The 18,718-nt window shown below is 59.9% G+C and carries 17 protein-coding genes and 2 pseudogenes; 9 read left to right on the top strand and 10 right to left on the bottom strand.

Annotation, left to right across the window (positions count from 1 at the left end; genetic code table 11):
* Positions 1-183: 183 nt before the first annotated feature.
* From NKJ89_RS27465 to NKJ89_RS27450, 4 genes are read left to right on the top strand one after another with little or no spacing between them, the layout of a single operon-like run.
* Entirely contained in the window at positions 184-729 is a 546-nt protein-coding gene (locus NKJ89_RS27465) for a hypothetical protein (RefSeq protein ID WP_031260981.1), read from the top strand.
* Positions 719-1,114, top strand: coding sequence for a phage holin family protein (locus NKJ89_RS27460; RefSeq protein ID WP_352486197.1), 396 nt, complete (start codon positions 719-721; stop codon positions 1,112-1,114). The genes NKJ89_RS27465 and NKJ89_RS27460 overlap by 11 nt, the downstream gene beginning before the upstream one ends.
* Positions 1,111-2,007, top strand: coding sequence for a hypothetical protein (locus tag NKJ89_RS27455; RefSeq protein WP_023761997.1), 897 nt, complete (start codon positions 1,111-1,113; stop codon positions 2,005-2,007). Before NKJ89_RS27460 ends, NKJ89_RS27455 begins: the two co-directional genes overlap by 4 nt.
* Positions 2,007-2,753, top strand: coding sequence for a hypothetical protein (locus tag NKJ89_RS27450; protein ID WP_023761996.1), 747 nt, complete (start codon positions 2,007-2,009; stop codon positions 2,751-2,753). The genes NKJ89_RS27455 and NKJ89_RS27450 overlap by 1 nt, the downstream gene beginning before the upstream one ends.
* A gap of 106 nt (positions 2,754-2,859) precedes the next feature.
* Here the strand turns inward: NKJ89_RS27450 and NKJ89_RS27445 are convergent, their stop codons facing one another.
* Positions 2,860-3,369, bottom strand: a complete 510-nt coding sequence (locus NKJ89_RS27445; protein WP_352486297.1) for a ferritin-like domain-containing protein — start codon at positions 3,367-3,369, stop codon at positions 2,860-2,862.
* A 1,893-nt stretch (positions 3,370-5,262) separates the two neighbouring features.
* Here NKJ89_RS27445 and NKJ89_RS27440 point away from each other — a divergent pair.
* Positions 5,263-5,450: pseudogene (locus NKJ89_RS27440) on the top strand (spore coat protein U domain-containing protein); the annotation flags it as partial.
* Between the two features lie 67 nt (positions 5,451-5,517).
* Here the strand turns inward: NKJ89_RS27440 and NKJ89_RS27435 are convergent.
* Together NKJ89_RS27435 and NKJ89_RS27430 are read right to left on the bottom strand one after the other, a co-directional pair.
* Positions 5,518-6,060, bottom strand: a complete 543-nt coding sequence (locus NKJ89_RS27435) for a DNA-3-methyladenine glycosylase (protein WP_352607190.1) — start codon at positions 6,058-6,060, stop codon at positions 5,518-5,520.
* Positions 6,061-6,230: 170 nt separating this feature from the next.
* Positions 6,231-6,497 (bottom strand): hypothetical protein, encoded by a 267-nt coding sequence (locus NKJ89_RS27430; RefSeq protein WP_502904163.1) that lies wholly within the window; start codon positions 6,495-6,497, stop codon positions 6,231-6,233.
* A 278-nt stretch (positions 6,498-6,775) separates the two neighbouring features.
* On the opposite strand from NKJ89_RS27430, the pseudogene NKJ89_RS27425 reads away from it, so the two are divergent.
* A pseudogene (locus NKJ89_RS27425) lies at positions 6,776-6,906 on the top strand (ABC transporter permease); the annotation flags it as partial.
* Between the two features lie 23 nt (positions 6,907-6,929).
* Here the strand turns inward: NKJ89_RS27425 and NKJ89_RS27420 are convergent.
* Both NKJ89_RS27420 and NKJ89_RS27415 read right to left on the bottom strand, forming a co-directional pair.
* Positions 6,930-7,091, bottom strand: a complete 162-nt coding sequence (locus tag NKJ89_RS27420; protein WP_198032274.1) for a hypothetical protein — start codon at positions 7,089-7,091, stop codon at positions 6,930-6,932.
* A 127-nt stretch (positions 7,092-7,218) separates the two neighbouring features.
* Positions 7,219-7,488, bottom strand: coding sequence for a DUF3606 domain-containing protein (locus tag NKJ89_RS27415; RefSeq protein ID WP_023761991.1), 270 nt, complete (start codon positions 7,486-7,488; stop codon positions 7,219-7,221).
* 457 nt (positions 7,489-7,945) lie between these two features.
* Between NKJ89_RS27415 and NKJ89_RS27410 the strand changes: the two genes are divergently transcribed.
* Both NKJ89_RS27410 and NKJ89_RS27405 read left to right on the top strand, forming a co-directional pair.
* Positions 7,946-9,007 carry a glycosyltransferase family 4 protein gene (locus NKJ89_RS27410; RefSeq protein ID WP_031260979.1) on the top strand — a complete coding sequence of 354 codons (1,062 nt, stop codon included), beginning with the start codon at positions 7,946-7,948 and terminating at the stop codon, positions 9,005-9,007.
* Positions 9,008-9,240: 233 nt separating this feature from the next.
* Complete coding sequence (locus NKJ89_RS27405) at positions 9,241-11,409, top strand: amylo-alpha-1,6-glucosidase (RefSeq protein WP_023761988.1); 2,169 nt, start codon at positions 9,241-9,243, stop codon at positions 11,407-11,409.
* Positions 11,410-11,939: 530 nt separating this feature from the next.
* On the opposite strand, the gene NKJ89_RS27400 is transcribed toward NKJ89_RS27405, so the two are convergent.
* The 5 genes from NKJ89_RS27400 to NKJ89_RS27380 all read right to left on the bottom strand — a co-directional run bounded on the left by NKJ89_RS27400 (position 11,940) and on the right by NKJ89_RS27380 (position 14,761).
* Complete coding sequence (locus NKJ89_RS27400) at positions 11,940-12,146, bottom strand: hypothetical protein (protein ID WP_352486199.1); 207 nt, start codon at positions 12,144-12,146, stop codon at positions 11,940-11,942.
* Between the two features lie 410 nt (positions 12,147-12,556).
* A complete protein-coding gene (locus NKJ89_RS27395) occupies positions 12,557-13,054 on the bottom strand; it encodes a metallophosphoesterase family protein (RefSeq protein ID WP_023761986.1) in 498 nt (165 codons plus the stop codon).
* A gap of 33 nt (positions 13,055-13,087) precedes the next feature.
* Entirely contained in the window at positions 13,088-13,264 is a 177-nt protein-coding gene (locus NKJ89_RS27390) for a hypothetical protein (protein WP_023761985.1), read from the bottom strand.
* A gap of 506 nt (positions 13,265-13,770) precedes the next feature.
* Positions 13,771-14,007 carry a DUF6894 family protein gene (locus NKJ89_RS27385; RefSeq protein WP_031260977.1) on the bottom strand — a complete coding sequence of 79 codons (237 nt, stop codon included), beginning with the start codon at positions 14,005-14,007 and terminating at the stop codon, positions 13,771-13,773.
* 16 nt (positions 14,008-14,023) lie between these two features.
* Positions 14,024-14,761, bottom strand: a complete 738-nt coding sequence (locus NKJ89_RS27380) for a Crp/Fnr family transcriptional regulator (protein ID WP_352486200.1) — start codon at positions 14,759-14,761, stop codon at positions 14,024-14,026.
* 481 nt (positions 14,762-15,242) lie between these two features.
* Between NKJ89_RS27380 and NKJ89_RS27375 the strand changes: the two genes are divergently transcribed.
* Complete coding sequence (locus NKJ89_RS27375; protein WP_352607168.1) at positions 15,243-18,581, top strand: DEAD/DEAH box helicase; 3,339 nt, start codon at positions 15,243-15,245, stop codon at positions 18,579-18,581.
* Positions 18,582-18,718: the final 137 nt, after the last annotated feature.

Here is an 18,718-nt window from a genome sequence, read left to right as displayed (position 1 = left end):
CTGCCGATAGCTTCGCGAGGCGAGACCGGTGATGGTTGGCTCCTATGAAACAGCCGGGAAGCCACTTTCGTGGAAGCACTTTGGACTGTGCTGAGACGTATCCGCGCGCAAGGGTAGCTTCTTTGAGCAGCTCCACGGAACTAAAAGGTTTTGCCGCAGTTTTGCCTGTCAATGGAGGAAACCATGAACAGACAAAACAAGGAACGAGAATCCGCGACCAAAACACCTGATGAGGACATTGCAAACAAGGACATTGGGGCAACCGTGAGCGACGCGTTCTCGAAAGCCTCCGACATGGCTCAACAAGCAGTTGATACGGCCAAGGAGGCGGCCTCGGATAGTGCGTCAACAGTTACCAACCAGGTGAAGGAAATGCTCGACCGTCAGGTCGGCAGCAGTGCCGAGGTGATGGGCCAGCTCGCGAGTTCGACGAAACGCGCAGCCGAGGACCTCGACGAAAGCGCGCCCTTAGTCGCCGGTGTGGTTCGTACGTTTGCGAACAGGATCGATGGTTACGCAGACGATCTGCGGGACCAGTCGGTCGATCAGCTGGTCCGCGCCGCCTCCGATTTGACTAGGCGCCAGCCCGGATTGGTTTTTGGGCTTGCTGCCCTTGCGGGGTTTTTGACATTTCGGACGCTGAAGAGCGCGCCGCCGGCGTCGTCACGCTCCAATGAGTCCGTGCGCGGGCGCAACCGGCAAGCAGCGAGCGAATTTAATGGCACATGATCAGCTCAAGAATTCCACGCTCCCACGAGCACTATCCGACGCCGCGGCGGATCTTGCCGACCTCGTGCAAAAGGAGCTGCGGCTGGCCCGGGCGGAGCTGTCTGAAAACGTTTTTGCCAAGCTTCGGGCCGGCATTTGGATGTCCGCTGCCGGGGTGCTTGGGCTGATCGCTGCATTGCTGACAGTGCAAGCCGTCGTCTTCTGGATAGCTAGCTTTGGGATCGTAATGCACTGGTCCTGCCTGATCGTTGCCGGCGTCGTGGCCGCAGCTGGAGCACTCGCCTACTACAAGGGCCGCATGGATGCGCAAAAGGAGATGACGCCCACGCGCTCAATCCATCAGATCAAACAGGATATATCGATAACCAAGGAGCATCTAACATGAGCCGCGAAGCGCATATGCCCAACATCGGAACGGCGGAATGGCTCATCGGAGCCGCCAAAAACAATCCGGAAGGCCTTCTTCTCGTTGCAGCCGGCTGCGCGCTGTTGATGCGCCGCAGGGGGGCATGGGCCAGCGGCGGCTTTGATCACGCTGATGAAACCCGCGGAAGTAAGGGCCAGCGAAGCGTTCACCCAACGTCCTCGAACACCGCCGGCCAGGGGCGCCGGTCGAAAAGCACGGAGGACGCTTCGGAGACGGCAGACAATGCACGGGAGCATGCCTCGGACCTCGGCGGCAAGGTCGCGGCCACGGCCAGCGCTTACACTTCGTTCGCGTCGGAATACGTCGACGAGGCGCGACGCAACGTCACTGAGACATCGGAGCGGGTCGCGCGACGGGCCCAATCAACTTTCCAAGAGACGGTGAACCGCGTAGTCGAAGAGCAGCCACTGACGCTGGCGCTGCTCGGCCTCGCCACAGGGGCAGCTGTCGCTGCAGCCATCCGCCCCACGGATTTTGAAAAGCGGACACTCGGCCCAGCTGGAGAGCAGTTGACGGACAGCGCCGAGAAAGTCGGCGAACGGTTGAAGGAGTCGACGGTGAAGGCGCGCGAAAGGCTCAGGACCGCTGCCGAGGAGCGCGGCCTTAATGCTGATGGCCTCAAGGATGTCGTGAGCGAAGTGGCTGGCGAGTTCGGCAGCACCTTGTCGGGCGAACAGCAAGCCGGGTCGGCTGAGTCGCCGTCCGCGACCTCGGGCATATCGCGCGGCCAATCGGCCCCGGGTAGCATGGGCCGGTCGACAGATAAATCGGCCAATTCGGATCAGTCACAACGGCCGGGTGCTTCCCGGTCCGGCAAATCCGGCCAGTCCAGCGGAAAGCGAGGCTCGTGATGGGCGAGGCAAATCTCCGCCAACTCGAACACGACGTTGAGGCAGCCCGCGCAAGGCTCGCGGAAGATTTGTCGACGCTGCGCTCGCCAAATACGGTGTCCGAGTTTACCGACGAACTGAAGCAAGAGGCGCTCGAGGCCAAGGATGCGCTGGTCGCGAAAGCAAGATCGACCGCGCAGTCGACGGCGCTGGAGATCATCGACGATCTCAAGGCAAAGGCTGCCACGAATCCTGGCGCCGCATTGGTAATTGGGGCTGGTCTCGCGTGGCGGTTCCTTCACCGTCCGCCAATCGCGACCGCGTTGATCGGAGCAGGACTATTCAGCCTGTTGCGTACGCCTTCAATTCAGCCGGGCTTGGACGGGCAGGTCGACCCTCTCGCTTTCGCCAGAGAGCGCTTGAAGGAGCAATCCGTCGAGCTGGCAGAGAAGGTCGGCGAAATGAGCGCCAAGACGGCCGAAACAGTGAAGGAACATGCGGAGGAAGCGGCTGGCGCCGTAAAAGAGAAGGTGCGGAATTTGGGCGCCAAGACGCCGAATCTGGTCGACGAATTGCGGCAGGCCGGCAGTGAGGCCGCCGAGGGGGCAGCCGCTGCGGCCGGTCAAGCGTCATCTGCTGTCCAGGGCGCACTGAGCGATCAGGAGACGCGAGACAAGCTGCTTCTTGGTGCCGCGGGTTTAGCCATCGCGGCTGCGGTAGGTATTGCGTATCAGCGACGGCTTGAGGAGCACGCGGCGGTCGACTAGGCGAGAATTCGGCGCCGGAACTCCAGAACTACGGAAGAGCAGCCTGGACGACAGTGTCCCGGCTGTCGGGAGCGGGTCGCCTTTCTCGTGCTAACCAACCCGGCCATCACCGCTTGGCGCTGTCGCTGTCGGCGGCCGCCCGCGTCAGGAACGTCTGGGTTGTTTGGCCAAGACGGCTTTTCAGCCACTCCGCCATTGCCTCCTCTTCGCGGAGGTTCTGCTCGCAGGCCTGCACGATTTCGGTCTCGCCCTCGGCGTTGGCCGCCGCGATTAGGATTGTATAGGAGGCGATTTCCATGTGCTCGAAAGTGTAGCTGGCGAGGGAGCCCTTCATCACCTCATCGCCGGCGAACACGCCGCTGATGGATTGGGCGAGCGCCATGAGCTTGCCGCCCGCGTCCTTCACGGTGGACGATCCTTCATCGATACGGTCGAGGCAGGTCTTCAGCCGGGAAGCCTGTTGCCTTGTTTCTTCGAGATGAAGGCGGATGCGCTCCCTCAGCTCCGGATAGGTCTCGATGCGGCTCAACTGTCCAGACAGCATCGTCTCCGCCTGCTCTTCCATGGCGTGGGCATCTCTCAGCCACTGGATCATCCATTCGCGCGATTCAGACATCAGAGGTCTCCTTGTTTGGTGCATCCAAACCACGAGCGACGAGGATTGTTCCGGCCGCAGGATGGATCGCACGAACAGGCTCAAGAGTGACCACTCGGGTTGATGTGCTCCGGTTTCGCTAAATGTCGGATGAGCGCTGGGATGGAAAATAAGTCTAGGAACGCTTGCGGCCATTTCGGCGAAACTCCTCGGCCGATGGAACCGAGGACGAACTTGGTAACGCCCTCGGCGCCGGCTGCTATAGGCCGCCGTCCTCCATGCTTTCCACAACAGCCTGATTTGCGGCCCTGCATTCCAGCCGTGCCGCATGATCTCCATCGCAGCCTCGTCATAGCCCCTAAGCGCCCGATCCCTGAATGCGATACCTGGCGCAACAACGAGACGGTCGCAGCTGAGCTTCGAACCGTTGTTCAGCGCAACGGTTTTCGCCGCCGGGTCAATCGCTTCAGCGGACTCATGAATGACAGGCCGGTCAACTGAGACACCACCGGGCGATCACAGCCCGGTTGTGATCCCCGAATGCCGCCTGTTGGATGCCTCGTGGTTCAATCGCTAATCTTCGTCGTACGGCATATGCTAATCAATTGCCCATATTGCCATAGCAGCGGCGCGGCATTCTTGGCACCCACCGGCCGGCTTGAGGCAGAACGAGGCCCGCCCTTGCGCGCTGCCGTAACGCGTGGATCTCGTTGGCAAGCACCTGCAGCCTCTCCGCGCTTGTTTGGGCAGCGTATATCAAGGCTGGCCCTGCGGCGGTCGGCCGCATGCTCGCTCTTCGGTTGAACACCGCGGCACCGCCTCCTCGTCGACCTGCTTTGCACGAGCGTCACCGCCATAAGCCGCAACGCCTTGCCGACGTTGACGATTTTCTGTGCTCCTGAACCCGCCGAGGCACGGATCTGGCGTAGGGTCGGATTTCTCACCCACGTGACTAAGATTCGAGAATATAAAGTTGTCAAAATTTACTTTGGCACCCGCTCCTTGCTTACTTCCGACAACTTAAGGCGCGGCACACCATAGCCTCGGAGGGGCCTCTATACTGGCGGCTTTATCCCAGTCGCTCCCGAAAGCCGTCGTTCCGGTACCGGCCTCATTGCGGCCGCTCGTGATGATTCCGCCATTGCACAAAACCGGACGTTGGTTCAGTTGCGGCATACCGCGGAGCCAGAGCCAAAACTGTGCTACCTCATCGCCTGCCATCCACAAGCCGACGATCTGCTGCCTTGCGCCTACAGACCCATGCCGCTCAAGGCGATGACCTGAGAACAGCGGCTACAACGAACATTTCAGCCGACCCCTTGGAGGTCGCGGTTGCGCCTCGAGCAGTCGTCGTTTCGACGGTGGCACCCCAGGGGGTTAACGCCTTACCGCCGCACCCATGCCGCGGCCGTATCGACGGTTGAGCCTGCTTTGTATCTCGGCCCCATGATATGCAGACACCATGGTGAGCACTGTAGCAAGTTTTCAGAATCTATGGTCGGCTATGGCGTTCGCTTCACCGGACAGCCCGGCTGCGGCCAATCCTCGCCATTCTTCGCTTGCGGTCTGCAAGGGGCTTGGCCTCAGAGCTGCTCGGTCACGGCCGCCAATCGTACGGTTTGGTGGACGTACTGAGCGGAGCCGTCGACGACGCGACGGCGTCCTTCTCGATCAATTGGCCCGGATCGTATGTCTGGACCATGACCACGGCCCCGGCGGCCGCCTACGACTACAAGACCGGGGCAGCGTGCGCGACAGGCACCCACCAAGCTATCTGCAGCGGTTCAACCTGGACCGCGACAATCGACGCGAACTGCAACGTCTCGGCCACCAGCGTGACTCCGCTGGAGTGCTGGCGTCAATGTCGATTCGACGGGCTCGGTCACGGTTCGCTGCACCAACTCGACCCCCTACACAGTCGGGCTGAGCGCGGGAGCCGGTTCCGGCGCCACGGTCGCCAACCGAAAGATGACGAGCGGCACCAAGCCTGTGAGCTATTCGCTATACAGCGACGTTGGCATGACGACGGTTTGGGGAACACAATCGGTACCGACACTGCCAGCGGCACCGGCACCGGGATGGACCAGGCATATACGGTCTATGCCCGCGCGCCCGCGCAGATAACACCCGCGCCTGGCACATACACCGATACCGTTGTAGTGCGCAGCATCAAAATTCGCGACTCAAATAACCCGAGCCGCGCAGTCCGAACCGCCACTGCGCGTCGACAGCCTTGGAAATGCCGATCCTGCGGCCAGTCAAGATGGCGCTGGGTTCGAGCGGCGCCATGAACTCGAATGGCGGCTCGTCCAATGGCAGCCCATCATGCGATTTGTCGATTGCCAGCGCCTGGCAAAGGCGCCCCGGCCCCGAACAAAGCAGCCGGGGATCGTCAAGGCCGCGATTGGCGCGCATCGCATCCAGCCCAGATCGCGGTTCGATGGCGCGGACAAGCACGGCACTGCCGGGCAGGCACACGGCATTCAGGCACCAATGCAGGCCGTAGGAGCGATAGACGTACGCGCTGCCTGGCGCACCGAACATCGCGCCATTGCGCACGGTCCTGCCACGGAAGGCGTGCGAAGCCGGATCATCGGCGCGATAGGCCTCGGTCTCGACGACGATGCCGCCAACGCCGTGCAAATACAGCGTGGCGCCGATCATATCGCGTGCGACGATGACGGCGTCTCGGGCAAAGAATTGGTGATGCATGGTCAATGGGCATCGCATGTCCGCGCCTGAACCCGGGCGACGTCAGTTTTCTGGACCAGGAACAAAAATGTCCAGCCACTGCTGAGTCGCGAAGCTCGATCGATGGGTTCAACGCAGCATTGCTGCACCGATGAAGACTATAACGGCCAGCGCCACGATCGCGGCAATCATCAGGACCGGCCATATCTGCGTGGCTGGATGTGGGGCTGGCCCTTCAGCGGGCGCATCGCGTTGGCATAGCCCGCCTCGTTGGTAAACTTCGGCGTGTCACGCGGCGGAGCCGGGGCTCTCACCGGAGCGTTGCCGGCGGATTCAGCGTCAGTCTCCACGGGGGCGGCAGCCGGGTCGAAGCCGGGGGTCTTGTCGCCTTCGCGCCCGGCGTCGATATCTCCCCTTGCCTGTGCCGGGCTTCGCTGAAGAGGTGCTGCGTCGGTCATTGTCGGAAGTCCTTTCAAAGCATTGCTGTCAACCCATCTAACCTGATTGCCGTTTCAAAGTTCCGGCGTGCGGAAACCGGCCAAGCCTCCTTCCAGGAACAACCGGCGATCGAGCGGGTTGGGCTGCCGGCGATAATTCGCAGCTGAGATCTGGGAGAGCGAACGATGGACTTGGTGGGTCGTGTGCCGACATGGGCGGTAGCAACAGCGTCAAGGCAGGTCGAGAGTGGTCACGCCTGCACAGATCGCACATGGCGGCCACTAGTGGCCCGCGGCACAGCAGCCGCATTATCCGTCGGCACCTCATTCCCGGCTTCATGTCGCACCTGATCGCGACTGCGACGATTTCCATACCCGGCATGATCTCGGCGAGACGGCGCTGAGCTTCCTCGGGCTCGGCCTGCGGCCACTTTCACGGCAGGAAAGTTCACATCATGGCGAGCTCAACGCGAAAGCGAGCTCGCCAGATTGCAGGTGTTGTCCTGAGTGCTTCTTCTGAAACAAGACCCTGATGTCCAGATTGTCCCAGTGTCCGCCGTAGAGAAATGCGGCAATACCGGTGATCCGCCGGCAGACGCGGATGTGCATTTTCACGGGCACGATCCCGAGGAAGCGCTACACGCAGATCCGGCAGGCGGTGCGCGGTCGCACAAGCAAAAATCTAATCGCACCTCGAAATGCATTGGACCCAAGGCGGCTGAACCGGACCGCCCGCCAATTTCTATCGCTCGTCATCGTTGCCGAGATGCATAGGCGTTATCTGCTGGCGGGCTTCTCTGGTCACCTCGTCGGCTCCAGCGGGTGTGAGCCCTCGCAACGCCCTTGCGGCTTGGATCAGGTGAGCGCGATCATTGCCGAAGCTCTTGATCAGCTGGCGCACCTGGTCGGCCGTTACGCCATTCTGCTGGGCAAAATACCGGAGTTCGGTCTCGTCCTCCGCGTAAAGCTGGTCGCGATCATGCAAGTCTCGCTTGCTTTTGTCGTTAGGCATCTGGTCCTCCTGGTGGAGCTTCGCATCAGTGGGAACGTAGGCAAGGGGCTTTCGTTGCGAAGGTCAGGCCAAATCGCGAAATGCGTTAGGCGAGAAAATTTCGAACGCTTGCCGATAGCTCGAAAGGAACTGGGGCGAGGGCCCTCTTGTCGTGTTGGCGAAGCTTCTCTGGTGGAGTTGGTCACGACCGGCCTTGCCTTTGTCAGCCTGCGCCGTCGTGCTGGGGGTGCTGACAGCTGGACTTCTGAAAAATACCCGCATTTTGGACAGGCACGCCGGCCCGGTGAGCCTTGGCTAGGTACTCTTTAGGAGCGCCAAGATGCGCTGATCCTAAAGGAACAGATGAGCCTTTCGGGAGTTGGCATCGAGGAGCCTGATATCAAAAGGGCCACACGCGGCCGGTTTCGTTCGCAGGAACGACTTCAGGTTCCAGGATGTCAAATCGCAACGTGTAAAGATGAAGATAGCCCAGATTGCGCCCCTCACCGAATCCGTTCCACCCCGGCTATACGGTGGGACCGAGCGGATAGTTTCATACCTGACCGAAGAGCTTATCAAACAAGGTCACCACGTGACCTTGTTTGCCAGCGGTGATTCACGCACTGCGGCTGAACTGGTGCCATGTTGCGACGTTGCATTGCGTTTCAATCCCAATGTGCAGAACCATATCCCCCACCACATCCTGATGCTCGAACGCGTACGTGAACGAGCCAATGAATTCGACGTGCTGCATTTCCACGTCGATGTCCTTCATTTTCCGATTATCCGAGATTTTGCCCGGCAGACCGTAACGACTCTCCATGGCCGGCTTGACTTGGCCGATCTGGCCGACCTCTATACAGCCTTCAGTCAAATTCCCTTGGTCTCGATCTCCTTGGATCAGCGACGGCCTATGCCTCCGGTCAATTGGGTCGGAATGGTCCATCACGGGCTTCCTCGCGATGTTCTCCCTTTCCGCGCCAAAGGCTCCGGCTATCTCGCGTTTCTCGGCCGCATCTCGCCGGAAAAGGGACCACAAACTGCAATAGAGATCGCGGTTCGCGCCGGGATGCCGCTGAAGATTGCTGCCAAGGTCGACAAGGTGGATAAATCATTTTGGGAGGAGAGCGTTGAACCCTTGGTGCTTGGAAATTCGAACGTAGAGTTTCTCGGCGAGATCAACGAAGCGCAAAAAGCGGAGTTTCTAGGGAATGCGACAGCGCTTCTGTTTCCGATAGACTGGCCGGAACCCTTTGGACTGGTGACCATCGAGGCAATGGCCTGTGGTACCCCCGTGATCGCTTTCAACCGCGGCGCTGTTCCAGAGGTCATCGACAATGGCGTCTCTGGATCGATAGTAAACGGTCTTGACGAAGCTGTGGACGCAACCCGACGCATAGGTGCACTCGATCGTGCACGGGTGCGGCAGACTTTTGAACAGCGGTTCTCGGTCGAGCGGATGTGTGGCGAATACGTCGAGATATATCGGTCGCTGATGGAGGGCAAACGAGAACGTTTGGCCCATCAGGCAGAGGCGTAGAGCACATACCGATGTGGCCATCTGTATCTAACCGGGTCCTGAACTCCTCCCGTACTCGGGTCAAAGTTATGCCCCAACTATTTGCCAATAATTCCGTTGAGGCTTCTCTGCGGTCCAAACCGCGAGCATGCGGTTGGATAATGAGGCATTGTTGACTCGGCTGCTTCGCCAGCGGCACCAGCCGGAATAGATACGCGCCTAAACCACCTGGTCTCACCAGCAGGAGGGGTGATATGAAAACGGAAGTCGAAGAACACAAGCTTGATCCAGCGCTCGCGATCCCGCCACTCGACGAATCCGCACCACGCGAGCCGCAGCGGCAGTTCGCACTGAAGCATGAGGACTGCTTCATCGTTGCCGACGGCTATGGTGACATACGAGGCACTGGCGACGGCCTCTTCCGAGATGACACGCGTGTGCTGTCGCGCTTCCGGCTGTGGATCGGCGGCCGTATACCCTCGTTGCTTGGCGTTTCCTTGTCCCAAGACAATATCCTGTTCACGGCCAATCTGACCAATCTCGCCGCGCTCGGGCCAGACGGCGGTGAAGCTCCCGCGAGCGCCATCCACATCGATCGGACCCGTTTCATCTGGCAGGACCGTATGTTCGAGCGCATCACGTTTACCAACTACTCCGCCCGCGAGATCTCGTTGCCGGTCCAGCTGGACTTCGACGCGGACTTCCGGGATATGTTCGAGGTGCGCGGCACCACGCGGAGCCGTCGCGGTCGCGCCCATGACGCGCTGATCGGTGAGTCAAGTGTCACGTTTAAGTATGAAGGACTCGACAATGTGGCGCGTCAGTCGGTTATCGCGTTTTCCATAAAACCCGATCGGCTCCATCCAAATCACGCCGAGTTCCTCATTCTGGTGCCGAGCCGTGACCACAGGATACTGTATTTGGAGGTCGGCCACGGCGAAGAGGTCCCGTCCAGTGATCGGTTTCGTGCAGCCGCTGCGCGAGCTCGATTTGCGATGCGGTCGAAGCGCCGCCAGGGCGCGACCGTTTTCAGTTCCGGCCGCGTTTTCAACGATTGGCTGACCCGCACGCGTGCCGACATCGCGCTGCTGACGACCGACCTCGAGACGGGACCGTATCCCTATGCTGGCATTCCGTGGTTTTCAACGGCATTTGGTCGCGACGGAGTCATCTCCGCTTTGCAGATGCTCTGGCTCAATCCCGAGCTTGCCCGTGGCGTGCTAGCGTTTCTCGCCCGCTATCAATCGACCGAGACTTCCGTCTTCGGAGACGCGGAGCCAGGAAAGATCATGCACGAAACGCGCAAGGGCGAGATGGCCGTGCTTCGCGAGCTGCCGTTCGGTCGATACTATGGTGGCGTCGACACGACTCCGCTCTATGTCTATCTCGCTTCGGCCTACGCCGATAGGACCGGAGATGAGGAGTTTGTCGATAAGATCTGGGATTCACTGGCAGCTGCCACTGCATGGATGGAAGACGTCGGAGCCCGCAACGGGGAGGGGTTCGTAACGTACCGCAGGGCGGCAGACACCGGCCTCTTCAACCAAGGATGGAAGGATAGCGCCGATGCAATCTTCCATGCCGACGGCACAATTCCCAAGGGACCGGTCGCTTTGGTCGAAGTGCAGGGTTACGTCTTCGCAGCATACAAGGGCATGGCGGCATTGGCGGCCAAACGCGGCGACGATGACAAGGCGGCGCACTGGACGGCTATGGCAGAGAGGGTTCGCAAGGCGGTGGAGACGCATTTCTGGATGCCGGACCGCGACTTTTATGCTTTGGCCATCGATGGCGACGGCAGCCAATGCGCAGTTCGCGCATCCAATGCCGGTCACCTGCTTTATGTCGGGTTGCCGTCAGCGGAAAGGGCGCAGGCCATGGCGACGCAGCTCCTGTCGGGGCATTTTCACAGCGGCTGGGGCGTTCGTACGCTGGCCGCCGACGAGATCCCCTTCAATCCGATGTCTTACCACAACGGCTCGATATGGCCCCACGACACGGCGATTTGCGCCTCTGGCCTTGCCCGTTATCAGGAGCGCGACAGCGTGGTGAAGCTGATGAGCAGCATGTTCGAGGCGGCTGTCCGCTTCAATATGCGGCTGCCGGAGCTGTTTTGCGGCTTCACCCGTGCCGCCAGCGATGCGCCGGTGGCCTATCCGGTTGCCTGCCTGCCGCAGGCGTGGTCGGCCGGCTCTGCCTTTATGATCCTACAGGCCTGTCTAGGCATTCGTATTGACGGCTGGAAGCGCGAAATCAGCGTAGAATTTCCGCGCCTGCCAATAGGCATCGACAATATCGTGATCCGACATCTGGCGGTCGGCCAAGCGAGAGTCGACCTGACGTTCCAGCGCATCGGCGACCGCATTGTCTGCTATCTCGACCAGAACCATGAAGGGCTCGTTCCATTGCTGGTGCGTTCCTAGCAGCTGAACGACGCCGCCAGCAAATTTCAGCACCGTGCGGTCGATATCCGCCTGCTCGAGTTCGGACTGACATTGATCGGCTTCGTGACCTTGCTTCCACCCGTGGTATGCGCACGCAAGGGCGGAAAGCTGTACCTCTGCGGGTGTTCGGTCAGTCTAGCGATCGCGGTCCGGCAGGCTTGGTCCGCTGAAGGTTCAGTCACCTATCGCTTCCCAACTGCTGTGCGATCTGGGGTTTCAATTGGCCGGAAAATTGGAACCACACAGGTGCGTAACGGCGCGTCGGCCATCGCTCTTTTGTTGTTTGCGAACGCAACATTAGCGACCCAGCTTCTCGTGGCCTACCGCAGGCTGGACGGCCACGGGCCCGATATCTGGCGGCCGTTCTATGTTGCTCAACGGAGATGTCGCTACGAGAACTGCATTTGGCTTTTCCCGCCCTCACCTTCGACCTGATGGAGAGCGCGAGCCGGCCGACAGGCGTCCGTGGCTGGCCACCGTATGACCACCGCCAAGCCCGCAGAAAGCGCTTAGCCGACGTTCTCTCCTGAATGGTCGAAGTGTATCACTAGGCCGGCGGCAACAGCGCGCTCGGCGATCATGTTCACGAGATGGCCATCACAAACCGAAGGTGACGGAACAACCTCCTTCAGGGCTCTAAGGGCAAGCTGCGTCGACAAAAGGCCCTGCCGTTTGCGAGTACAGATGTATTGGTCAATCAACGATTCGAGTGGCATGAAGGAAATCCTCCGGGTCGGATGGAGGTTCATAACCCGGCGGCGGATCGGGTGCATTTACATTAGTTAAGGCGATGCTAATTGTTCGGCGTGGATCGGAAAGCACTCCATCTCCGACCCAGCACTCAACCACGCAAGGATTGATGCGGGTTCGGAGGAAGAACCCCACCGCGGCCTGCCAGTCGGAGCACGGAAGGAGTAACGCATGACCAAAGCCTCGCCCTGTTTCGACCGAAAACCTTGGCCCAACGGGTGACCCTCCATGAGCCCTGTGCCCCGAAAAGGACGGCCGAATTTTTATCTCGCGTACGGAAGCGCCTTTCAGGGCCCCATCGGGGTTGCCTTGATGGAGTCGCGGACGATTGGTAGCCGGTTGCTGAAGATATTGCCGGCGCAAACGGTGAGTTTCGCTAGGGTCGACGACGCTTGGCTTTGATGGCAGCAAGATTGACCGGACGAAAATTCCAGCTGTCGACGCCGACGTCGTACTGGCGCGTCATCGGCTTCAAGCGGCCGTGCGAATGGCCGTGCAGATTTATAGATCGCTTGCCGATCTGGTTCCAGGTGCGAAAGGGATAGTGGCAAAGCACAAAAAGGCAGCCGTCAACAGTGAGCTCTTTATAGTGGCTCACACTTGCCCAAGCTGCGGCAGCAATGGTGGCTGCGCCATCGTTGTTGCCTACGATCAGGTGCTTGCGGCCGTTGAGGGAAGACAGTAGGGAAGACACGGTCGCGGGCGAATGCTTTGCAAAGTCGCCGAGGTGCCAGACCTCATCATGCGGGCCAACGGTTTCGTTCCAAAGAGCAGCCAACGCCAGGTCATGCGCTGCTAACGAACTGAAGGGACGGCGGTCGAGCCGCAGAATGCGCGGATCGCCAAAATGTGTGTCGGAGGTGAAGAAGATCATGCTCGACGATCGTTTCGAATAGCGATTGCACCTCTATCTGCGACCGCCGAAGCGCCCTTTGATTTCCCCGTTCATCCTGATGCGAGCATCCCTGAGCATCTTGAGTGCCTCGTGTTTGGTGAGGCCGCACCTGCGCGCGAAAAAGCTCGCTTCAATCGCCCTTTCACGATCTGCCTGGGACGCGGTGCGTTGCTTGATCTTCTTGCCCATCGATCTCTCTATCGTCCGCCGACAAGATGGACGGATCGGGTTCCTGTGTTGTTTCCGCACGCGCTCTCGCGCCGAAAAACGCGGTGGCGCAAGGATAGCATTCAGCGGGCTGAGTATCCTCGTAAAGCCAGCTAACAAGTCCACAGCTTGGCACCCTGCCGTACAGATAGCGATCCAAGCCCGCGCCGTTGGAGTGTGCGGCGCGGGCGATCGGGATTTCCGATCTGCAGCTGGGAGGATCGCTGCCTTGCTCCAACTATGGGCCGGGCATTTTGTTCCGGGCATGTTTGTTCGCCCGTCAACACATTGGTACCCGAAAGGATGGCTTTTGGGAGAATTCATCCAACGCAAAGTGATGCTGTTCGCGTGCTCATCACGCCTCCACACGCGTTGTCCTGCTGGCCAGCAGCCGACCGGTCTTGTGAATACCTACATCGTTACTCATTCTTCGGGAGAAGGGGTTGTCGCAGTTGTCCTCCCAATGCGAGCGGGACACCAGGAAAGTCTCATTCCATCGATTTGACCTGGAGACAGATGCTGAGCCGCAGAAGCTTTTCACCATTTTCGTCCCGAACCTCGACGAACAGTTGCTGTCCGTCGATATCCCGCAATTCGTCTTTCGCCAGGTCTTTCAGGCCCTCAATGCCCGCGCGGCGCGCTCCTTCTATTCCTGTGCATTCAACGCCTATCTCGTCCTCGAAGACAGAGTTGCTGTCGCCACTGTCAAAGAAGTATTTTGCCATAAGAGAGCTGCCGTCACTATAAAGCTTCGGGGTTCCTTTGGTGCAGATAGGTCGGATCGAAGTCTCCTGCGCGAACAAGATTTGGCCAATCCAGTGCATGTACCGTTGGGCCTGAGGTGGCGATGAGGCCCTTCCGTCGCAGTTCCTGAAGCATTCTGTTCACGTGGACCGTGGATAAACCCAGCGCATCTCCAAGCGCCGCCTGCGTAATCGGAATGTCGGCTATGTGGTCCTTGATGCGTCCTACCGAACGCAAGCGGTAGATCAGTTCACAAAGGATGTGAGCCATACGCGTGAAAGCCTCGCGCCTTCCGACATTGGTGACCCATTCCCTGTATATGGCCGCGTCGATCAGCGTCGAGCGCCAGAACGCGGTCGCGATGCGGGGGTGCTGTTCGCAAATGGCGCGCAGAGCATCGTGGCGCATGAAGCCTAACCGGGTCGGTATGAGCGTCGAAAAAGTGCAATCGATCACCGAGAGGTGCAGACTGTGCAGGTCCGGGAGGTCGCCAGCCACAAAAAAGGATGTGATTTGCCGTTTGCCTTCGCCCGTGACTTTGCTTGAGCCCACCAAGCCGTCGATAACGACGAACGAATTAACAGGGCGATCGCCCTCGATCACGACGTCTTGATTGGCCTGAAACGTCTTCTCCTGGATCGAAATGCCTCTCAAAATTGCGAGGTCGACCTCTTTGACCTCAGCGATTCTCTGGAGCTTGCGGACAAGTACATCTGTGGGTGAGGTGGGGGACAAATTCGCTGACCTGGGTACGTTGCAATATCGAACTTCCATTCAAGCCAAATGTTCCGGACGGTGGTATCTCACGGCCAAGTGCCTTTGGATTTGGTGCCTGCTATGAATTTGGCCAGGCGGGATCAAACCGTGTCGGTGCAATATCCCGTTCCAACAACTCGCCGAGAACAGCGGCTGCTCGGCGGCAGATCTCTGCCACCTCTTGCGGATCCAGACGCTCAGCATGATCTGCTGCGTGCAAGAGGTCCGTCAACGCCTCAAGACTCCGAATTTGCAGATACGGCATAGTTTGACCCCATCGATTTGAAGTGAGCCATATGTCAGCCGAGCTGTCCGCTCATTAACCTATGACATCGCGAGGCTGGAAATTTTGAAGTGTCGAACGGCTTCGCAGCACAAAGGAGATTGCTCGGATTCAGGTTTTAGCCGACGGAACACAGCCGCTCCGCTGCCGTTCTGGCAGTGATCGCAAGGTGCGCCAATGAACAGACCCATCCCCAAGAGAGAAGCTGCTGGGCAAACTTGCCCATCCAACGACCGCGTGGCGGAGGGAGAAGATGACGGCTCTCCGCCGGCAGCTGCGGTTGCGGCAGCCCTAGTCAGCGTTCTTGAAAACAAGGGGATCGAAGACTTGCTCCATATAGCCGGTTCGAACCGCGAGGCCGAGGATGTTGCGCAGGCCCTGCGGCAGTTCCTGCCTCAAGCAGAAATTCTCTTGCTACCGTCTTGGGATTGCCTGCCCTATGACAAGGTTTGGCCAACACGCGACAACATGGGAAGGCGGCTCCGCGTCCTGCACGCGATCACGCAAGCCTCCAAGCTCCGGCGCATTACCGTCACGTCGATCGAATCCGCCCTCCAGCGGGTGCCGCCGCCTTTAGCCATTGCCCGAGCCTTCACCACTTTGCAGGTGGGACAAACGCTTGACAGAGAGCTCTTCAAAACCACGGCAGAGCGAATTGGATACGTGGTCGACGATCGGGTAGACGAACCGGGCGAAATCGCCCTGCGGGGCGACCTCATCGATGTTTTTCCCGCCGGCGATGTCAGCCCGGTTCGCATCGTTCTGGATGCCCAGACCTCCATCTCTGAGCTCAAGACCTATGACCCGATCAGCCAAAGGAGCGAGCGATCTCATGACCTGGTCCTGCTCGGGCCGGCATCCGAGCTCATCTTTCAGGCCGGCAATCACCCTGAGGTAGCTGCGATGCGCACGACCTCGATGGAGGAGCGCCTCGTCTCCCTTTATGGCAGCCTGCCATCACTGTTCGATGTCGCGTGGGGTGCTTCGATCTCCTTCCTGGCAGGCCTTGAGGGCTCTCCACTGGCCCGCATTCTGGATCTGGTGGAGGACGCGAGCCGTGCCCGGCGGGAGATCGCTGGATCGGCGAAACCCTTGCCGGACCAATTCTATCTCTCGCGTGACGATTGGAAGGAGGCGGTTCGAAATCGGCAGTGTTTGAGGCTTTCGGCTGCTACGGCTCGAACTCCCAAATTTTTCCAGGCGTCGCGGTCAGGGCATGAATTCGCTGAATATGTGAAGACTCAAACGAGCTCGGGCGTCAGCGTGGTGGTCACAGGACGCGCGTCGGAGCTGCAACGGGCAGACAAGCTGCTCGTGCGAAAGCTTGGCAGACGGATGGAAAAAGTCGCCGACTGGGCGCAAATCCGTTCGGCTGCCGGAGGCTCCCTTCTCAAGGCCGAATTCAACATCGAGGAGGGATTCGCCGACCCGAAGTCGCGCCTTGCCGTGATTGCGGCGGCGGACATATTCGGGCCGGTCTTGAGAGCGCAAGGCAACTCGCCTCAGAGTGTGCTCGACCCCGAGCTGCGAATTGGCGATGTCGTTGTACATGAAGAACACGGTCTCGGCGTGCTTGCTGCGGTCGAGCAGGTCGATTTGGCCGGCCAGCGACAAGACATTGTCAGGCTGGAATACCGCGACGGCGCGTCGCTGCTAGTCCCGGTCAGTGACTTCTGCCGCATATGGCGCTACGGTTCAGATCCGGGTGCAGTACCGCTCGACCGGCTCGACGGCGATGGCTGGTCGAAACGGCACCGGGCTGCGTTCCTCGAGATCGGCAGACTTGGCAGGCGCCTAGTTGCCCTGTCGAACGCCAGGTCGAATGAGCCGGCCGAGATTATCAGGCCGCCGCGTGCCGACCTTGCTCGTTTTGCGGCGCGATTTCCCTATGCCGAGACCCCCGACCAGGCCGAAGCCATCCGCGCGGTGCTCGACGATCTGTCGTCAGGCAGAACGATGAACCGGCTGATCTGCGGCGACGTCGGATTTGGCAAGACAGAGATAGCGCTACGTGCATGCGCAGCCGTCGCGTTGTCGGGCAAGCAGGTTGCCGTCGTAACCCCGACCACGGTGCTGGCACGCCAACACTACGAGACGTTCAGCCGCCGCTTCGCGGGAACGGGTCTCCAGGTAGCCCATCTTTCGCGAGTGGTGGGAGCTTCAGAAGCAAGAAAGGTGAAAGAAGGTCTGCGCGACGGCCGCATCGCTGTGGTCGTGGCCACGCACGCCGTTGCCGCCAAGGGCGTCACCTTCGCAGATCTTGGACTGCTTGTGATCGATGAGGAGCATCGTTTCGGCGTCAAGTTGAAGCAGGCCTTGCGAAACCTGGCGCCTCGCCTTCACACATTGAGCATGAGTGCTACGCCCATACCTCGCACGCTCCAATCCGCTATGGCCGGCATACAGGAAGTCAGCGTGCTGAACACGCCGCCCGCCAGGAGGCGCCCCGTTCGCACGATGCTGGCGCCTTTCGATGCGGGATCGGCGCGGGCTGCCCTTTTGCGCGAGTACCGGCGCAGCGGGCAAAGCTTCTTCGTCGTTCCGCGGATCGAGGACATCGAACCGATCGCTCATCTGCTTGACAGTTTGGTCCCTGAACTCACGGTCAAGACGGCACATGGCAAAATGAAGGTGCGCGTGCTGGACGAAATCGTCGTGCGTTTCGCCGACGGTGATGGCGACGTGTTGCTCAGCACCGACATTGTCGAAAGCGGTCTCGATGTGCCTCGGGCGAACACCATCGTGATCTGGCGTGCGGATCGGTTCGGTCTTGCTCAACTGCACCAGCTGCGCGGTCGTGTGGGAAGAGGGCGGGTTCAGGGCGTTGCATTTCTTCTGACGGAGCCCGATGCCGTCCTGGCCGACGAGACGAGGGCCCGACTCTCGACGATGCTTGCGTTGGACCGGCTAGGTTCCGGTTTGTCCATCAGCCAAAGGGACCTTGACCTCCGCGGTGCCGGGGACATTTTCGGTGAGGAGCAGGTGGGCCACATGAAGCTGATTGGCGCAGGCCTGTATCTCCACCTCCTGGAGCGAGCAGTCTCGCGTGCTGCTGGTGCGCCCAACCCCGACAAGCAACTTGCCGAAATCAATGTGCAGGTCACGGCTGCATTTTCCGAGAGCTATGTGCCCGAGCCCGCGGTTCGTCTCAGCCTTTACACGAGGTTGTGCCGGATGAGCTCGGAGGCAGACATCAGCGCATTCGCCGATGAGCTCGAAGACCGCTTCGGGACCATGCCTGGTGAAGTGGCAACTTTGCTGAAACTGACCGCGTTACGAATAGCAGCGGCGGAAATGGGCGTCAGCAAGGTTGATGTCGGGCCGGAATCGATCGCAATGAGCTTTCGCACAAAATCGACGGCATCGCAGTGGCGCGGCATCAAAGCGGCCGAAGGGTTCGGCTTTCGGAACGGCCGCTTGATCTTCAGGCGATCTCAGTCCGCCGCTCCAGAGCTCGGGGCTGTTCGCTCGGCGCTGGACGCCCTGCGTTCCGCAAAGTCGAGCCATGACAGGTGATCCCTCCAACCCGCGTGATCGCGGGATGAGGAGAGTATGCGTGCTGCAGTGGCATTCGCGCTGGCCTTGTCGCCCGGTTATGGCTCGCACACATCGGCAATCCAGCCGGCCTTTCGCCGGATACGAAGATGGAGAAG

The organism is Mesorhizobium sp. M0047 (assembly GCF_040323315.1).
In the GTDB taxonomy this organism is placed as follows: Bacteria; Pseudomonadota; Alphaproteobacteria; order Rhizobiales; family Rhizobiaceae; genus Mesorhizobium.
Note: the sequence above shows the minus strand (reverse complement) of the source record. Positions and strands in the feature narration are given on the sequence as shown.

What these genes read in the sequence shown, in the direction of transcription:
- NKJ89_RS27465 (WP_031260981.1), top strand. Translation starts at nt 184, where the DNA reads ATGAACAGACAAAACAAGGAACGAGAATCCGCGACCAAAACACCTGAT.
- NKJ89_RS27460 (WP_352486197.1), top strand. Translation starts at nt 719, where the DNA reads ATGGCACATGATCAGCTCAAGAATTCCACGCTCCCACGAGCACTATCC.
- NKJ89_RS27455 (WP_023761997.1), top strand. Translation starts at nt 1,111, where the DNA reads ATGAGCCGCGAAGCGCATATGCCCAACATCGGAACGGCGGAATGGCTC.
- NKJ89_RS27450 (WP_023761996.1), top strand. Translation starts at nt 2,007, where the DNA reads ATGGGCGAGGCAAATCTCCGCCAACTCGAACACGACGTTGAGGCAGCC.
- NKJ89_RS27445 (WP_352486297.1), bottom strand. Translation starts at nt 3,369, where the DNA reads ATGTCTGAATCGCGCGAATGGATGATCCAGTGGCTGAGAGATGCCCAC.
- NKJ89_RS27435 (WP_352607190.1), bottom strand. Translation starts at nt 6,060, where the DNA reads ATGCATCACCAATTCTTTGCCCGAGACGCCGTCATCGTCGCACGCGAT.
- NKJ89_RS27430 (WP_502904163.1), bottom strand. Translation starts at nt 6,497, where the DNA reads ATGACCGACGCAGCACCTCTTCAGCGAAGCCCGGCACAGGCAAGGGGA.
- NKJ89_RS27415 (WP_023761991.1), bottom strand. Translation starts at nt 7,488, where the DNA reads ATGCCTAACGACAAAAGCAAGCGAGACTTGCATGATCGCGACCAGCTT.
- NKJ89_RS27410 (WP_031260979.1), top strand. Translation starts at nt 7,946, where the DNA reads ATGAAGATAGCCCAGATTGCGCCCCTCACCGAATCCGTTCCACCCCGG.
- NKJ89_RS27405 (WP_023761988.1), top strand. Translation starts at nt 9,241, where the DNA reads ATGAAAACGGAAGTCGAAGAACACAAGCTTGATCCAGCGCTCGCGATC.
- NKJ89_RS27400 (WP_352486199.1), bottom strand. Translation starts at nt 12,146, where the DNA reads ATGCCACTCGAATCGTTGATTGACCAATACATCTGTACTCGCAAACGG.
- NKJ89_RS27395 (WP_023761986.1), bottom strand. Translation starts at nt 13,054, where the DNA reads ATGATCTTCTTCACCTCCGACACACATTTTGGCGATCCGCGCATTCTG.
- NKJ89_RS27390 (WP_023761985.1), bottom strand. Translation starts at nt 13,264, where the DNA reads ATGGGCAAGAAGATCAAGCAACGCACCGCGTCCCAGGCAGATCGTGAA.
- NKJ89_RS27385 (WP_031260977.1), bottom strand. Translation starts at nt 14,007, where the DNA reads ATGGCAAAATACTTCTTTGACAGTGGCGACAGCAACTCTGTCTTCGAG.
- NKJ89_RS27375 (WP_352607168.1), top strand. Translation starts at nt 15,243, where the DNA reads ATGAACAGACCCATCCCCAAGAGAGAAGCTGCTGGGCAAACTTGCCCA.